Annotated in this window: 11 protein-coding genes and 1 pseudogene; 8 read left to right on the forward strand and 4 right to left on the reverse strand. The window is 43.2% G+C overall.

Features of this window, described 5'->3' with window-relative positions:
- The 4 genes from ACJ751_RS16805 to ACJ751_RS16820 all read left to right on the forward strand — a co-directional run.
- On the forward strand, positions 1–1,566 hold a 1,566-nt coding region (locus tag ACJ751_RS16805; RefSeq protein ID WP_407746680.1), incomplete at its 5' end, for a BamA/TamA family outer membrane protein.
- A gap of 136 nt (positions 1,567–1,702) precedes the next feature.
- Positions 1,703–2,743 (forward strand): hypothetical protein, encoded by a 1,041-nt coding sequence (locus tag ACJ751_RS16810; protein ID WP_407746681.1) that lies wholly within the window; start codon positions 1,703–1,705, stop codon positions 2,741–2,743.
- 20 nt (positions 2,744–2,763) lie between these two features.
- Positions 2,764–4,140, forward strand: a complete 1,377-nt coding sequence (locus ACJ751_RS16815) for a hypothetical protein (RefSeq protein ID WP_407746682.1) — start codon at positions 2,764–2,766, stop codon at positions 4,138–4,140.
- A gap of 99 nt (positions 4,141–4,239) precedes the next feature.
- Positions 4,240–6,309: a heavy metal translocating P-type ATPase gene (locus tag ACJ751_RS16820; protein ID WP_407746683.1), complete on the forward strand. Its 2,070-nt coding sequence runs from the start codon at positions 4,240–4,242 to the stop codon at positions 6,307–6,309.
- Positions 6,310–6,380: 71 nt separating this feature from the next.
- Here the strand turns inward: ACJ751_RS16820 and ACJ751_RS16825 are convergent, their stop codons facing one another.
- Entirely contained in the window at positions 6,381–7,640 is a 1,260-nt protein-coding gene (locus ACJ751_RS16825; protein ID WP_407746684.1) for a DEAD/DEAH box helicase, read from the reverse strand.
- A gap of 425 nt (positions 7,641–8,065) precedes the next feature.
- Here ACJ751_RS16825 and ACJ751_RS16830 point away from each other — a divergent pair, with 425 nt between their 5' ends.
- Together ACJ751_RS16830 and ACJ751_RS16835 are read left to right on the forward strand one after the other, a co-directional pair.
- The gene (locus ACJ751_RS16830) at positions 8,066–11,743 is read left to right on the forward strand and encodes a carbohydrate-binding protein (protein ID WP_407746685.1); all 3,678 of its coding nucleotides are present in this window, start codon (positions 8,066–8,068) and stop codon (positions 11,741–11,743) included.
- A gap of 155 nt (positions 11,744–11,898) precedes the next feature.
- On the forward strand, positions 11,899–12,180 hold the full coding sequence (locus tag ACJ751_RS16835; RefSeq protein ID WP_407746686.1) for a hypothetical protein: 282 nt from the start codon (positions 11,899–11,901) through the stop codon (positions 12,178–12,180).
- Between the two features lie 25 nt (positions 12,181–12,205).
- Here the strand turns inward: ACJ751_RS16835 and ACJ751_RS16840 are convergent, their stop codons facing one another.
- Positions 12,206–12,532 carry a hypothetical protein gene (locus ACJ751_RS16840; protein ID WP_407746687.1) on the reverse strand — a complete coding sequence of 109 codons (327 nt, stop codon included), beginning with the start codon at positions 12,530–12,532 and terminating at the stop codon, positions 12,206–12,208.
- Between the two features lie 44 nt (positions 12,533–12,576).
- Positions 12,577–12,825 (reverse strand): RNA recognition motif domain-containing protein, encoded by a 249-nt coding sequence (locus ACJ751_RS16845; RefSeq protein WP_407746688.1) that lies wholly within the window; start codon positions 12,823–12,825, stop codon positions 12,577–12,579.
- Between the two features lie 372 nt (positions 12,826–13,197).
- Here ACJ751_RS16845 and ACJ751_RS16850 point away from each other — a divergent pair, with 372 nt between their 5' ends.
- Positions 13,198–14,400 (forward strand): glycosyltransferase, encoded by a 1,203-nt coding sequence (locus tag ACJ751_RS16850; RefSeq protein ID WP_407746689.1) that lies wholly within the window; start codon positions 13,198–13,200, stop codon positions 14,398–14,400.
- A gap of 13 nt (positions 14,401–14,413) precedes the next feature.
- Positions 14,414–15,499 (forward strand): glycosyltransferase, encoded by a 1,086-nt coding sequence (locus ACJ751_RS16855; protein WP_407746690.1) that lies wholly within the window; start codon positions 14,414–14,416, stop codon positions 15,497–15,499.
- 9 nt (positions 15,500–15,508) lie between these two features.
- On the opposite strand, the pseudogene ACJ751_RS16860 reads toward ACJ751_RS16855, so the two are convergent.
- Positions 15,509–16,025, reverse strand: a pseudogene (locus tag ACJ751_RS16860) (glycosidase); the annotation flags it as partial.

Here is a 16,025-nt window from a genome sequence, read left to right on the forward strand (position 1 = left end):
ACTATTGAAAAAGCTATAAAAAAGCAGCCATCCGAAATCCACGCTTATCACACCAATAGCATCATTTCTATTTTAAAAAATAAGCGGGTATACTTCAAAGAGGATATGATCCATTATTATCAATTCCTGTCACGAAAACCTTCTTTGTCAGGCAGTAGCCTTCCGGAAAAATTTGTTGTTACAGTGAACGACAATCAAACTGTACTGGTGCAAATTGAAGATAAAACCGGAAAAGCCACCTATGAAAGGCTTTTTAAACCATCAGAAACCAAAGAGATAAATCTTTTTGGGTTACAGGGTAATGACCTGTTCATGGTTACCGGAAAAAGAAGCCCAATAAAAATAAGGCTTATTGGCGGCCCGGGTGAAGATACATTCACCAATGCTTCTGGAAATAAAGTAATAGTGTATGATGTAAGATCTGAAAAAAATACAATTACAGGCATGAATCTGAAAAACAGGATCTCCAACAACCCCTTAAACAATGATTACAAACAAACCTATCCTGTTTACAATACTTCTTCTTTAGGAATCAGCCTGCAATATTCTATGGATGGCGGTTTGTTTGTGGGACCACGTTATAAGCTGGTTACAACGGGATTCCGTAAAGAACCTTATGCCAGCCGCCATATTATTTATGCCACCAGATCATTACACACCCCGGCCTGGAATCTTCATTATAACGGAACGTTTTTAAAGATTGCCAATAAAACAGACTTTTTGATAAATACAGATGCCCAGCTGCCAACTGTACGAACGCATTTTTTTGGCTGGGGTAATACTACCTCTTTTGACAAAATTAAAGGAATTGATTACTATAAAATACAGTATCGGTTAGTCGATGCCTCCTTTATGCTTCAACACTGGTTGTCGCCCTGGGCTGCCTTACAATTTGGGCCTGTTATTCAGCATTACCAGGTTGATGTAAAAGATGCGAGTAATAAATTTATTAGTACCGTTTATCCTATGCAGTCAGCCACTGAATTGTATAGCGATAAATGGTATACCGGAGCTAAAGTGCAATTAACGATAGATACAAGAAACCATCAACTAATACCTACCAGGGGATTTTATGCTACTATTTATTCCACGCAAATGTTTGGATTATTTAATTCCGGGAACCAGTTTAATCAGGCAGGAGCGGAATTCGGATTATATACGGATGTATTGGCAAAAGACCATTTAATTTTCGCAACCTGTTTCGGCGCCGGCAATACGTTTGGCGATGTTGAACTGCCGCAAGCACAGTATCTTGGGTTCAAACAAAATGTAAGAGGTTACAGATTTCAACGATTTGCAGGCAGAACAAGAGCCTATAACAATAGCGAATTCAGATTGAACTTTGGCGAGACCAATCTTTATTTATTTAAAGGATCATTAGGTATTATCGCCTTTCACGATATTGGAAGAGTTTGGGTAAAAGACGAACATTCAAATACATGGCATACCGGGTATGGAGGTGGTGTATGGATAGCTCCCTTCAATAAAATAGTAATTGCCGGCTCGTTAAGTTTTTCAAAGGAAGAATCGGCTTTGCCAATAGTTTCATTAGGCTTTCAATTGTAAAAGGAAAAAAGGCCTAACGCTTATGGGTTATTGCATATTGAAATTCAAATTATTCCAGCAATGTGAATATTATTTTTTTTTATAACCTATCATTATCAGGGCATGCTTTTTTCAATTAAAACCAAAATAACTGGTAATGAAATGGTTAATCATTGCAAGCTGCCTGATATGCACAGGTATGACCAAAGCGCAGGATGTTTTATGGTCACCTGATACATTATCAACCACCTCTCCCAATTTCGCCATGAACCGGTATAACCAATTGCTGGGGTATCACGATCAGCTAATGTATCTCACCTGGCCCTATATTTCTCCGGTTGTAACAAGGGGGACCCCGCTACGGGATGGCGAAGGAAAAAACGGTTATTGGCTCGAAGGAAACTTTACAAACCGGTTTGTCATTCATAAAGGCAAATATTACAATCCTGAAATATTACAAAGGCTGCGGTTTACTTTTGATGTGGGACTCACCCCCAGACTTACCCGCGACAGCTCAAGCCCGCTATTGCCTACCAATAACAAATTTGGATTAGGACTGGATCTGCTGCTTTCTCCCGTGGCCGGGTTAATAAAAGAGCAAACAACTCCTGTATGGTTAACCGTTCAGTTGCATCACTATTCTAATGGCCAGGCCGATTCTTTCTTTATGAAAGATGAGGATGGTAATCAAAGAAACAATTACCGGTCTGGCGATTTCAGTACTGATTATTTACGGCTGTTAGTCAACGTGGCAAATATTTCTGCAAAAGAACATATTATATCATTTGCAGCAGGCTGGCAAAAAGAAGTTGACCTGAAAGGGCCATTGGGGATGAGTCCTGAGCTCGATAACAGGTATGGCAAACAAAGACTTTTATTCAGCTTTCAATGGCTTAAGGCTTCGAGGTTAGTAACTATCAATAACGCCTTGAGTTCCAGTATAAAAAAGGTTACTAAAAAACGACAGTTCTCTTTCAGGACCGACCTGGAATATATTTTAGGAGACCTGTCTCAGTTTCCGCTGGAGAACAAATACAGATTGGGCGCCCATGCTTACCTCACCTATATGCCATCCACAACCAATGAAGTAGGTTTTATGATCCATACTTTTTATGGGCGCGATTACCTGAATATCCGCTTCGATGATATTGTTTTTATTGGTGAAGCTGGTTTGTATATGCGAATAAATAAAAGATAATAATAAAACATTATAAAAGCATGTATAAGATAATATTGCTGGCTATTGTATTGCTGGGCATCTCCTTCTCTGTTGTTGCCCAACACGAACATCATAAAATGCCGGCCAAACAGGATACCATGAATATGCAACAAATGCATGGAGATCATGGGATGAATATGGATTCAGGCATGCATCCAATGGATATACCCATGTCGCATGCATTTTCATTGAACTTACCGATGAACCGGAATGGTTCGGGAACAGGCTGGCTGCCGGATGCCTCTCCCATGTACGGGTATATGATCCATTCAAAAAAATGGATGTACATGGTGCATGGTAATATATTCCTGCGTTACGACAATCAGAATTTCAATAATGACGGTAAACGGGGCGATTCCCGGTTTGATGCGCCTACCTGGTTTATGCTGATGGGCCAGCGAAAGGTAGGCGAAAAGGGGCTTTTTCATTTTAGTTCCATGCTTTCACTTGACCCGGTTATTGAGGGCGGCAAAGGCTACCCTTTGCTCTTTCAAACAGGTGAAAGCTATAAAGGAAAGCCACTGATTGACAGGCAACACCCACATGACCTGTTTTCCGAGTTATCTGTTAGCTATTCACATGCATTTACAAAAAACGTTGATGCATTTGTATATGTGGGGTACCCTGGTGAACCGGCTTTAGGCCCGGTTACTTTTATGCACCGGCCCTCTTCATTGGACAATCCCAATTCGCCTATCTCCCATCACTGGGTCGATGCCACGCATATAACCTTTGGCGTAGTTACAGCCGGCATACGGGCAGGCAAATTCAAGCTGGAAGGTTCTTCCTTTACCGGGCGGGAACCAAACGAAGACCGGTATGGCTTCGATAAACCCAGGTTTGATTCCTGGAGCGGACGGCTTTCTTTTAATCCCTCGAAGAATTGGGCATTACAGGTTTCTCATGGTTATGTGAAAAGCCCCGAAGAATTACATCCCGATGAAAACATCCATAAAACAACCGCCTCGGCTATTTACAGTCTTGATATGGGTAACGAGAACTGGTTTAATGCAACTGTTCTTTGGGGAATGAATAAGCAAAAAGATCATGATGGCGAAAATGCATTTATGGCAGAGGGCTCCTGGCGTATGAGGAAAGCCGCGATCTATACCCGTTATGAGTTCACCGAAAAATCGGCCGAAGAACTGGTAGTAAGTCCCACGTTCGAAGATCATATTACTTTTGGTATTCATGCCTTCACGTTGGGAGCTGCCTATGACCTGTTTGAACTGCATAAAACCCGGATTGCTGCCGGTGGACAATGGAGTTATTATGGAGCGCCGGCGTCCTTAAATACTTACTATGATAAAAACCCAATGGCTATACAGGTGTACCTGAGAATATATCCGGCCCTGATGAAAATGAATATGAAGTAGCACCAGCTATCTCCTAATTTTATAAGTCTTTTCAGTAATTATATAACAATACGTGTATGCACAATTTATAATTTGCACGAGTAGTAAACTCCGTGAATTATGGATCATGAAAACCACGGGCATCATTCCCATCAACAAGCCATGGGAAATGCTCATGAACATCATCATACAGAGACGCAGGCATCTTCGGGCTCACCACATAAAATGGAAGATCAAAAGGGCCACGATGAACATGCGGGGCATCACACAGCCGACTTTTTAAAGCGGTTCTGGATCTGCCTGGTTATTACAATACCTGTTTTATTGCTTTCGCAGATGATACAGCAATGGGCAGGATTTAAACTACGCTTTACAGGTGATAAGTATATATTACTTGCCATAAGCAGTTTTGTTTTTATCTATGGTGGAGGGCCTTTTCTTACAGGATTGGTAAGAGAATTGAAACACCGGGTGCCGGGAATGATGACATTGGTGGCTGTAGCCATCACTGCTGCCTACGTTTATAGCACCGCAGTTGTGTTCGGGTTGCCCGGTATGGATTTCTTTTGGGAACTCGCTACATTGATCGATATTATGTTGCTAGGCCACTGGCTCGAAATGCGCTCACAAATGGCAGCCTCCCGCGCCCTGGAATCATTGGTTGCTTTATTACCGGCGGTTGTACATATAGAACGAAATCAGGAAGTCACTGATATTCCTTTACAGCAATTACAGAACAACGATATAATAATCGTTAAGCCAGGAGAAAAAATTCCGGCAGATGGTTTGATAATTGAAGGCAGTTCCTATGTTAACGAAAGTATGCTAACCGGTGAGAGTGTTCCCGTACAAAAAGGGAAAGACGAAAAAGTGATCGGAGGAGCGGTGAATGGAGATGGCGCTTTAAAGATACAGGTTACCGGAACGGGTAACGACAGTTATCTGAACAAAGTTATCAGCATGGTGCAATCCGCACAGGGAACAAAATCAAGAACACAAAACCTGGCAGGCAAGGTCGCCATGTGGCTTACCATTATTTCTATAAGTATAGGCATAATTACATTGGTTGTATGGCTTGCCGCCGGTAAAACACTGCCATTTGCACTGGAACGCATGGTAACAGTAATGGTAACCAGCTGTCCGCATGCCCTTGGCGTAGCCATTCCGTTGGTAGTAGCTATATCCACCACGCTTTCTGCTATGCACGGGTTATTGATACGTAACAGAACGGCGTTTGAGAATGCAAGAAAAATTACTACCATCATTTTCGACAAAACCGGTACCCTTACAAAAGGGTCACACGAAATACAACAGATCATCCCTTTAACCAATCAGTATACGCCAGATGAGATCCTTCAATATGCAGCAGCCATACAGCAAAATTCTGAACATCATATTGCACATGGAATTATTCGCAAGCTGAAACAAAAAAACCTGCCATTATGGAAGTCAACAGATTTCCGGTATATGCAGGGCGTTGGTGTTACCGGCTCAGTAAATGGTAAAAAAGTGGTAGCGGCAGGTCCTAATTATTTCAAGGAGCAACAAAAAGAGCCTCCTGTCATTCCAAACGAAATAGATCAATCAACAGATACTATAAATTATGTATTGATCGATGACACCCCTGCAGGGATCATCACACTGGCTGACAGTATCCGGGAAACATCGGCAAAAGCCATTGCTACGCTAAAGGAAATGAAGATCAAATCTTTTTTACTCACAGGCGATAACGAAAAAGAAGCTGCTGCTGTAGCGCAAAAGCTTGGTATGGATGGATACCTCGCCAATGTATTACCACATGAAAAGCAAAGTAAGGTAAAAGAATTCCAGGATAAAGGAGAGATCGTTGCAATGACCGGCGATGGGGTCAATGATGCACCGGCGCTGGCACAGGCCGATGTTGGTATAGCCATTGGTTCGGGTACCGATGTAGCTGCGGAAACAGCCGATATAATTCTTGTGAACAGCGACCCGCAGGATGTGGTGCAAATGATCGCCTTTGGCCGTGCTACGTACCGTAAAATGGTGCAGAACCTGGTATGGGCTGTTGGATATAATATAATAGCCATTCCATTAGCTGCAGGTATATTATATCCTGCGTTTATGTTAAGTCCTGCTATGGGTGCAGTATTAATGAGTGCAAGTACTATTGTAGTAGCTATAAATGCCAAACTTTTGAAGGTAGATTGAATGCATGCGATAAAACAAAAAGCTTCAGGTCCAAAGGCCTGAAGCTTTCTTATAGATGACAGTGTTGAGAGTTAAGAGTTAACAGCTCTATTATAACCAGATCTTTGCCGGTTCCTGGTTGAAAAACGGTTGGCTGACTGTACAGTATTACCGGTTGCTCTGAAGACCGGCCGGCTGTCACCAGTACTACCTGCGTTCTTAAATGGATGTTCGTTTTCTACAGGGATTGCTTTCTTGATCAATTTCTCAATATCGCGCAAATATATTCTTTCTTCCTGGTCACAAAACGAAATAGCCATGCCACTTGCGCCTGCCCGGCCTGTACGTCCTATTCGATGTACATATGTTTCGGAAACTTCAGGAAGATCGTAGTTGATAACATGCGACAGTTCATCGATATCTATACCTCTTGCAGCAATATCGGTTGCAACCAGCACCTGTATCTGTCTTGATCTGAATTTCAACAACGCTGATTGCCTGGCCTGTTGTGATTTATTGCCATGAATAGCAGCTGCGGTAATTCCGGAACTATTTAATTCCTTGGCCACCCTGTCTGCCCCATGTTTGGTACGCGTAAACACCAGCGTCATAGGAATGTCGGCATTAAACAGCAAATGCTTTAACAAAGATTGCTTACTGGTTTTTTGAACAAAATAAATGGCCTGACGAACGGTTTCAGCAGTAGATGAAACAGGCGTTACTTCTATATGAACAGGGTTCATGAGTATCGTATTTGCCAACTGGCGAATAGCGGGGGCCATGGTTGCAGAAAAGAAAAGCGTTTGTCTTTCCCTGGGAACTTTGGCAATGATCTTTTTAACATCATGTACAAACCCCATGTCAAGCATGCGATCAGCTTCATCCAGGATCAATAACCGAATACTGCTCAGGTTAACAAAACGCTGATTCACAAGATCGAGCAAACGCCCGGGTGTGGCAACTAAAATATCCACTCCTCTGCGCAGGGTGTTCACCTGTGTTTGTTGCGAAACGCCTCCAAAGATCACGGCATGCTTTAATCCGGTAAATTTTCCATAAGCATCAAGACTTTCCTTTATTTGAATAGCCAATTCCCGGGTAGGAGTAAGAATGAGTGCTTTTATAGTATTATTAGGTTCTTTTGAAACCAGCTTTTGTTCATGTAATATTTGAAGCACAGGAATGGCAAAAGCGGCCGTTTTACCGGTGCCTGTTCGTGCGCAGCCAAATAGATCTTTACGTTGAAGAACGAGTGGAATTGCTTGTTCCTGTATAGGTGTAGGAGTAGTATAACCTTCGTTGGTAAGAGCTCGTAAAATGGGCTCAATGACGTTTAATTTTTGAAATGACAATGGTTGAAATTTTAATAAATAATAGTAGGTAAGCTGTTGATATATAACAGGTTCCAGGCTTAGAATCTTACCTTCACAAATGTTGAAAACCCGAAATCAAGATAGGTGCAGGGAGGAAATAAGTTTCGCAAAGGTATGTAAATAATATTGATTATTGAAATTATTTTACTATAGCTTATTTAACACAATTTAACAAGAATCCTCTTTCTCAAAACGGCCCGTTAATTGCTGAACTAATCCCCTGGTTAATCGAAAATTAATTACAGCAACGTTTCTTGCCAGGTACTATCTACCATTTTTTCATTTTAAAACCAGATCCAGTTTTTATGCAAAACAACCAGGCACATGCGCAGCGGGGCCTTACATTGTCCCTGCTCGCACTTATCCTTATGTGTTCTTTTCCGGCCTTTTCCCAAAAATGGCGTTTGATCACACCTTCTTATCCCACCGCTGATGCTCCTGTTATTGGCATCTCCGTGGCCGATTCCGGCGCCACGGGCGATGGGATCACCGATGTTACTAACATTTTCCAGCGTTCGCTGAACACCCTGAGTAAAGCGGGCGGTGGCACTTTGTTCGTTCCTAAGGGGAAATACGTTATCAAGGGTAATCTTACCATTCCTAAAGGTATTACCCTTCGGGGCGAATGGCAACAACCCGTAAAAGGCCAGCCGCTTGTTGGCACCATCTTGATGGCATATGCCGGTCGCAACAATACCAATGCGGCCGCCTTTATCACTATGCAACCATCGGCCCAGGTGCAGGACCTCTCCATCTGGTACCCTGAACAGTTGCCCGATAACATTGTTCCCTACCCGCCTGCCATCCTGTTTGGTCAACCCAATTACTTTGGTAATGAGTTCTGCAATACCAAAAATATCACCCTGGTAAATGCGTATGATGGTATAGTGTTCTCTGTTGCCAATGGCGGTACCTGTCCGGTTATCTGGAACATTTATGGTACGCCATTGCACAAAGGTATTCAGCTTGACAATATTGTTGATGTGGGCCGGGTGCAATACCTCGACTTCTCTCCTTTATACTGGTCCGGGTCAGGACTGGCCAATGCGCCGGCTGCCGGCAGCGGCTATGCCAGCTGGATCTACCAGAATGGCGCTGGTATTGTAATGCGCCGTAACGACTGGACCAACACCGCTTTTGTAAACGTTGAAGGCTATAATGTGGGTTTCTGGGTTTCGGAATCAGTTGCCAATCCGGGCACTTTTCCCAATGGCAGTAACTATTCCATGAACTTTTCCAACTGTAATACGGCCGTGCAGGTAGATGGACTGCAAACCGTAGGCATCATGTTCTCCAGGGTGAACATCAGCGGTTGCGCTTCGGGTTTTGTGCTGAATCCCTATTCAAAAAAGGGCGCTGTTCAATTACATAGCTGCACCATTTCCGCTACCAACAATGCCATCTCCATTGATTCTACTATTACCGGCAGTCTGCTGATGCAACAAACTACCATCAACGGGGGCAAAGTAAATATAGCAGGTGGTACGCTCACCGCTTCTGATTGCGATTTCAACAATGGCAGTCAGAAAAATGTAATTGGTCCACGCGGCCGAGCTATTCTTACCGGCAACCGCTATAGCAATGGATCAAACTTTCAAAACAACTCTTATTATGTGAGCAGTATCGACGATACGCCGCTGTCATTACCACAAATGCCGGCCGTGCCCACCATTACTGCCGAAACGCATATGCCTTCCAGAAAGGTGTTATACCTGGCCACGGCGGCTCCTTATAATGCAAAGGCCGATGGGGTAACAGACAATACAACAGCTATTCAAAATGCCTTGAACCAGGCTGGCGCCGATGGCGGTGGTATTGTATTTCTGCCACCGGGTCATTACAAGGTATCAGGACATCTCACCGTTCCTACTAATGTTGAATTGAAAGGCGCCAATGATGTGAGCAGTGCGCCTACCGGCCCAGGCAGTGTACTGGAAGCCTATGCCGACAAGGGTAACGCAGCTGGCACTCCCTTCCTGCGCTTAGCTGCAGGCAGCGGTATTCGCGGGCTTGTGTTCAATTATCCCGAACAAATGGGTGACCTCGTTCCTAACTTTCCTGTATATCCCTATACCATTCAGGGCCTGGGTAGTGATGTTTATATCATCAACGTAGGCATTCGCGCCAGCTATAATGGAGTGGATCTGTTCACCAATAAATGCGATAACCACTATGTCGATTACCTGGCAGGTCATGTGTTTCATACTGCCGTTCGCGTAGGTGGTTCTTCTACCGGCGGTAGAATCTATAACATGCATTTCAATACCATTTATTTTGCGAATGGTTCTGAATCGAAATTCGGTTCGTGGGCCAATGCGCCAACTAACAATGGCGACTCGCGGGTCTACAACTATAACTATGATAACGTAAGCTGGATGGAATTGGGCGATTGCCGGAATGAAACATTGTACAATGACTTCGTGTATGGCGCCGCTTACGGCCTCACGATGCTTGCAGAGGGCGCAAATGCTTCCGGGATTAGTCTGGGTGTAAGTGTCGATGGCGCCAGAAAGGCCTTTGCCTTCAATGGCATGGGCGCGGCCGGGCTTCCATTCATTAATACGCAGATCGTTTCTTTGAACGACACGGCCAACAGTTACATTGTTACCAATTCCAATTTTACCGGAACCGCTGATTTTTACAGTTCCGATTACTGGGGTAATCCCGACAATGGCATTCAGCTCCGGGGCGGTAACCTTAACCTGCAGGTGGCCAATTTTGAAAGTCCGGGCCGTGTGCATTGGGGAAATGTTCAGGCCGGAACCATCAACCTGCATAATTCCTGGCTATGGTCGAACAGCGCTATCCTGAATACCGGCGCCGAGTCGCATTTGTCGGCCCGCTCTTCTATCATTGACAGTTCAGCCATTCAGCCGGCGAAAGCTGCTTTATGGAAGAATAATCTCGGCAATAGCTGGTCGGTTTCTGTTGCCGGTGCGTTGGACAGAAAGGGCTGGACCGCCACCGCATCTGCCAACAACGGCGACGCCAAATACGCACTCGACAGCAATGCCAATACGCGCTGGGCAACCAACGGATCACAGGTTCCCGGCCAAACCTTCACGGTAGACATGAAAACGACCAATACGGTCCACGAGATCGTGCTGGACGCTTCGCAAAGTCCTGATGACAACCCGGCGGGTTATGAGGTATATATATCTGCCGACAATACCAACTGGACCGGCCCCATGGCTTCCGGCATTGGTTCAACAGGCATGACGCTGATCCTGTTCCCGGATGCAGTTGGCCGTTATATCAGGATCGTTCAAACCGGTTCAAAAGGAAATTACTGGTCAATACATGAGTTGTATGTCTGGGGCAAAATAAATACCACTCCTGTTCAAAGCTTTGCCGTACCTGGAAAAATTGAAGCGGAAGACTTTGACAAGGGCGGGCAGGGTATTGCCTATAATGATGCCGATGCGGTTAACTCCGGCGGACAATACAGGACCACCGAGGGGGTTGATATTGAAACCTGCGGCGAAGGGGGATATGATGTGGGTTGGACGAACGCCAATGAATGGATGAAATATACCGTGAACGTTACTACTGCGGGTGTATATACCATTCAGGCGCGCGTAGCATCGCCCAACAATGGCAGCCAGTTCTATGTTGAATTAAATGGTGTGAATATTTCCGGCGCCATTACCGTTCCCAATACCGGCGACTGGCAAACCTATACAACTGTACCGGTAACAACGCCCGGCTTACAGGCAGGTGTTCAAACCTTGCGGATCGTGGAATTAACCGGCGGGTTCAACCTTAATTATGTTACGTTTGTTCGCCCGGGAGCGCGCGTGAACACCAGCCAGCCTGTAATGGCTGCTCATATAAACGTGTTCCCTAACCCGGTTACCGGCAAGCAGATCAATGTGCAGTTAGCGAATCAACAAACCGGTAATTATCAAATACGATTGTTTACTCATTTAGGACAGTCGGTATACAGCACCAAAGTGGCGGTTACCAATGGCAATCAACTGATCTCCATTACACCCGGCCACAAATTACCTGCTGGCAATTATATACTGGAATTGTCTGTAGGGAATGGCAAACCGGTTACAACCAAACTGCTGATACCGTAATAGATCTCTTTATAATTAAAATGCCGTCCCTGTGACCGGGACGGCATTTCAGTTCATATTTAAGTCATTGCATAAATAAATTAATTATTGAGCAATAATAGCCGGAAAGTGCTCATCTTTACAGGTGCTTCAAAAAAGCACTAAAAAATCGATCTATGTTATTTCCTTACGTCTTCTTTATAGTGGCAGGCATATCAATCCTTTTTATTCTGATTCGCTTTTTGATCGTGCAAAAAAAGAATATACCCGCTGAATTATTTGCCAGGGCCCTGCAGGACGAAAATAGCGGGCATTTTAAGGAAGCTATAATCACTTATGAAAGCGCCCTTGATGAAGTTAAAAAGATAAAGTTCAACACTACGCTGAAAAAAAAGATCATCGAGAAGATAAAATTAATGCATACAGTTATAGAATACCAAAACAGCCATCGTTTTTAGCAAGTAAAAAGAACGTACTACCTTACTACAATGCTACCGGGGCAAGCTTCCCTTTTAAATACGCTTCCAGTTGTAGTCTGAAAGCGGGATTGTGCTGGCAACTCTCAAAAAGCGATTCGATATTAACCGAGTGTACAGATTTCGACGCCACTAATTGCGCCAGCTCCGGGTTAGCTGCTATCCATTCATTTTGCAGACAATGATTTTTCAGGAAGGTAACAATGATCTCCGCTTTAAAATCGGGAGCAAGATGTTCTATCTGGTTAATAATTACATCCAGATCATCAGCAACAAATGTAAAATAATCAGGATCGAAATTGTCTGCATTTCCGATCAGGTATTTCTTATACATGGAAATATATTTTAGCTTATCAATAGTAAAAGACAGCTATTTGCCTAATCACGTTTCTCCCGTGCTTCATTCACTTTGATTGCCCGATTGTCGATAGTAAGTCCATTCAATTCACGGATTGCTTTTTCTGCTGCCTGGTTATCTTTCATTTCAACAAAGGCAAATCCGCGGCTGCGATTGGTAACTTTGTCAATAATAACGTTAACAGAGGTAACCTCGCCATATTCCGAAAAATGTTTTCTCAGGTCATCATTCTGTACACTAAAACCCAAATTCGATACGTAAATATTCATATGTTAATTTTAGAAGTGAAAATAGCTGAGAGAAAAGCAGGTGGTAAAGGAAGCTAACTGATAGCAATCATTCAATTACGAGATGCTGATGAACTCAAATGGTTCCTGATTAAAAGTACAAACAATTATTGGTCTTTTGGCTTTTATTAATGGGGGTGATTATTTATTAGTTGTTACTGATTAATTCAACTACCTTTAATCACATTCCGGGATGATCCTCCCATTGCTTCTTCTTATTCCGATCCGGCATTTTATTAACGCTGACTCATAACCGTTTGCTTAGTTTAAACAAAATGGCTTATAACTTTATGACTGTGAATACAGGCATAAATGAACTATTACTGCTTTACTTTTAATTTTAAAAATGTTTGCATGACCACATATCTCCACCAATCAAAAATACTTTTCTTAAGCACTTTCCCACCCTCAAAATGTGGCATAGCCAGTTTTACGCAAGACCTGGTTAATGCAATCAACCGTGAAATAAAGAGTGATATTTTAATAAACATTTGTGCGCTTGACAAAAAAGATACGCTACCGGGTTACAAATTTCCTGTTAGCATGGTAATGGATGCATTCCAGCTGGATTCCTGTATCGATACGGCTACTGCCATTAATAAAGATGCTGCTATTGAGTTGGTGTGCATTGAACATGAATTTGGCTTGTATGGCGGTGAGTTGGGTGATTATTTACTGGCTTTTCTCACCATGCTTGAGAAACCTTTTATCATCCGTTTCCATACCGTGTTGCCGGTTCCTGAGCAAAAAAGATTGAAAATTGTTCAATTGATAAGTACACTGGCTGAAAAAGTAATTGTAATGACTACCAATTCGGCCAGGTTACTAATAGAGGATTATCAGATAAGCCCAGAAAAGATCATCATCATTCCTCATGGCACACATGCCAACAGCCAGGTGAGTGCAATGGAACTGAAGAACAGATACGCTCTTAAAAATAAACTGGTGCTTACCACATTTGGTTTATTAAGTCCAAACAAGGGAATAGAAAAAGGTATACTGGCCATGAAAGAGATCAGGTTACAATTTCCCCACGCTATTTATATTGTTTTAGGTCAAACACATCCGAACCTGTTGCAACAGGAAGGTGAAAAATACCGGAACTATCTTCAACAGTTGATCGACGAAAATCACCTGGAAAAAAATGTACGCCTGGTAAATGAATATGTACCTACCAAAAAACTGATGGAATACCTGGCATTGACAGATATATACCTGTTCACTTCCAAAGACCCCAATCAGGCGGTTAGCGGCACCTTCTTATATGCTATGAGCGCCGGTTGCGTGATCATTTCCAACCCGTTTGTACTGGCAAAAGAAATGCTGGATGAAAAAACCGGCATTATCATTGAATCCGGTAAAGAACATGAATTAGCAAAAAGTGCCATTCACCTGCTGAAGAACAGGAGCGTAAGAAAGAAAATGCGTTATTATGCCTTTTTGAAAACCAGGGATACTGTCTGGAATATAGTAGCGGGCAAACACGTGGAATTATTTAACAACATCCTGGGAAGACCTGTGAAGAAGGCTAAAAAGTTCGCCCAGCCTGTTATTTAAACAAAAAATTATTATGGGAACAAGAGATATTTTGCATTCCGGAAAGCAGGCTTTTAAAGGCGCCGCTCAAATGCCGGATCTGAATTTCCTGCATATTGACAACTTAACTGATCTTACCGGCATTATGCAGCATGCCATGTTTGCTATGCCCAACAGGAAAGAAGGCTATTGTATTGATGACAATTCACGGGCCTTGCTGCTTACAGTATGGGCATGCAAGAATAAAAAGAATAAAACAGCCGCCCGTCTTCTACCAATTTACCTGAGCTTTATTCATTACATGCAAACAGACGATGGACACTTTCGAAATTTCATGAGCTATGCAAAGGTCAGCCATGAAGATCGGGGTTCGGAAGACTCATTTGGAAGGACCATGATGGCATTGGGTTTTTTGATCAATGATGGCCCCTCTACTTTACTGGTGAAAACGGGACGGGAAATATTTGCCAAAGCATACCCTCATGTTCAACGACTTGTTTCTTTACGTGGTATGGCCAATACTATTATAGGTATTTGCCAGTTTATTAAATGCAATTATCCCGACGACCTGAAAAGGAACATGGTAATTCGTCTTTCCGACAAAATGGTCGGCATGTACAAAGAGAACAAAAAAGATACGTGGCACTGGTTTGAACCTGTACTTACCTATGACAACGCCATGTTACCATTGGCCTTATTAAATGCTTACGAGGTAACGCAGGACGAGGAATACCTGGCCGTTGCTTTTGAGTCCATGCAATTCCTTGAATCAAAAGTATTTCATAATGATACGTTGCGGCCGATAGGCAACCAGGGATGGTGCAAACAGAACGGGACCACTGCTCAATTCGATCAACAGGGTATTGACGTAATGGCAATGATCCTTTACTACCAACAAGCCTTCAGGCTTACCCGCGAACAACAATACCTCGATAACATGTATAAAAGTTATCAGTGGTTTTTGGGGAAGAACGATCTGGGACTTCCTTTATATGATGTTGCTACCGGTGGTTGTGCAGATGGCTTGCATTGTGAAGGGGTCAATTTGAACCAGGGTGCAGAAAGTACATTAGCTTACTGGATATCACACCTGGTGGTAGCATTGGCATTGACCGAATGAAAATAGCTATTACTCAGCCATTATTTTATCAAGCAACTCGTTCAGCAGGATCGTGATAAATGAAGTAGCATAATCCGATATGGCATATGGGATGAATATTTTATTATGATGAATGATTGCACCGCAGGTATAAACCACGTTGGGAACATAGCCATATCGTTCATCTTCCTCAGGCATTAGTAACGGTTCTTTTAACCGGCCCAGTTCCCGGGAAGGATCATTTAAGTCAAACAAACTGGCTCCCAGGCAATATTTACGCATAGGACCCACACCATGCGTAATCACCAGCCATCCCCGTTCTGTTTCAACAGGCGAACCGCCATTGCCGATCTGTACAAATTCCCAGGGATACACTGGCTGCTGTAATAAGGTTGCATTCTCCCACAAATACAGGTCATCGGAGACCATTATGTAATTATTGATTCCATCAATACGGGATAACATAACATACTTACCATTGATCTTCCTGGGAAATATAGCCAGATTCTTGTTAATGGCCGCGTTTCCACGAAGCGGTGACATCTTA

Origin of the sequence: Niastella sp., assembly GCF_045805085.1 — a bacterium.
GTDB lineage: Bacteria > Bacteroidota > Bacteroidia > Chitinophagales > Chitinophagaceae > Niastella.

Bases quoted from the DNA above. Each gene is read 5' to 3' on its own strand.
- ACJ751_RS16850 (WP_407746689.1), top strand. From the start codon at position 13,198: ATGACCACATATCTCCACCAATCAAAAATACTTTTCTTAAGCACTTTC.
- ACJ751_RS16815 (WP_407746682.1), top strand. From the start codon at position 2,764: ATGTATAAGATAATATTGCTGGCTATTGTATTGCTGGGCATCTCCTTC.
- ACJ751_RS16835 (WP_407746686.1), top strand. From the start codon at position 11,899: ATGTTATTTCCTTACGTCTTCTTTATAGTGGCAGGCATATCAATCCTT.
- ACJ751_RS16810 (WP_407746681.1), top strand. From the start codon at position 1,703: ATGAAATGGTTAATCATTGCAAGCTGCCTGATATGCACAGGTATGACC.
- ACJ751_RS16820 (WP_407746683.1), top strand. From the start codon at position 4,240: ATGGATCATGAAAACCACGGGCATCATTCCCATCAACAAGCCATGGGA.
- ACJ751_RS16845 (WP_407746688.1), bottom strand. From the start codon at position 12,825: ATGAATATTTACGTATCGAATTTGGGTTTTAGTGTACAGAATGATGAC.
- ACJ751_RS16840 (WP_407746687.1), bottom strand. From the start codon at position 12,532: ATGTATAAGAAATACCTGATCGGAAATGCAGACAATTTCGATCCTGAT.
- ACJ751_RS16855 (WP_407746690.1), top strand. From the start codon at position 14,414: ATGGGAACAAGAGATATTTTGCATTCCGGAAAGCAGGCTTTTAAAGGC.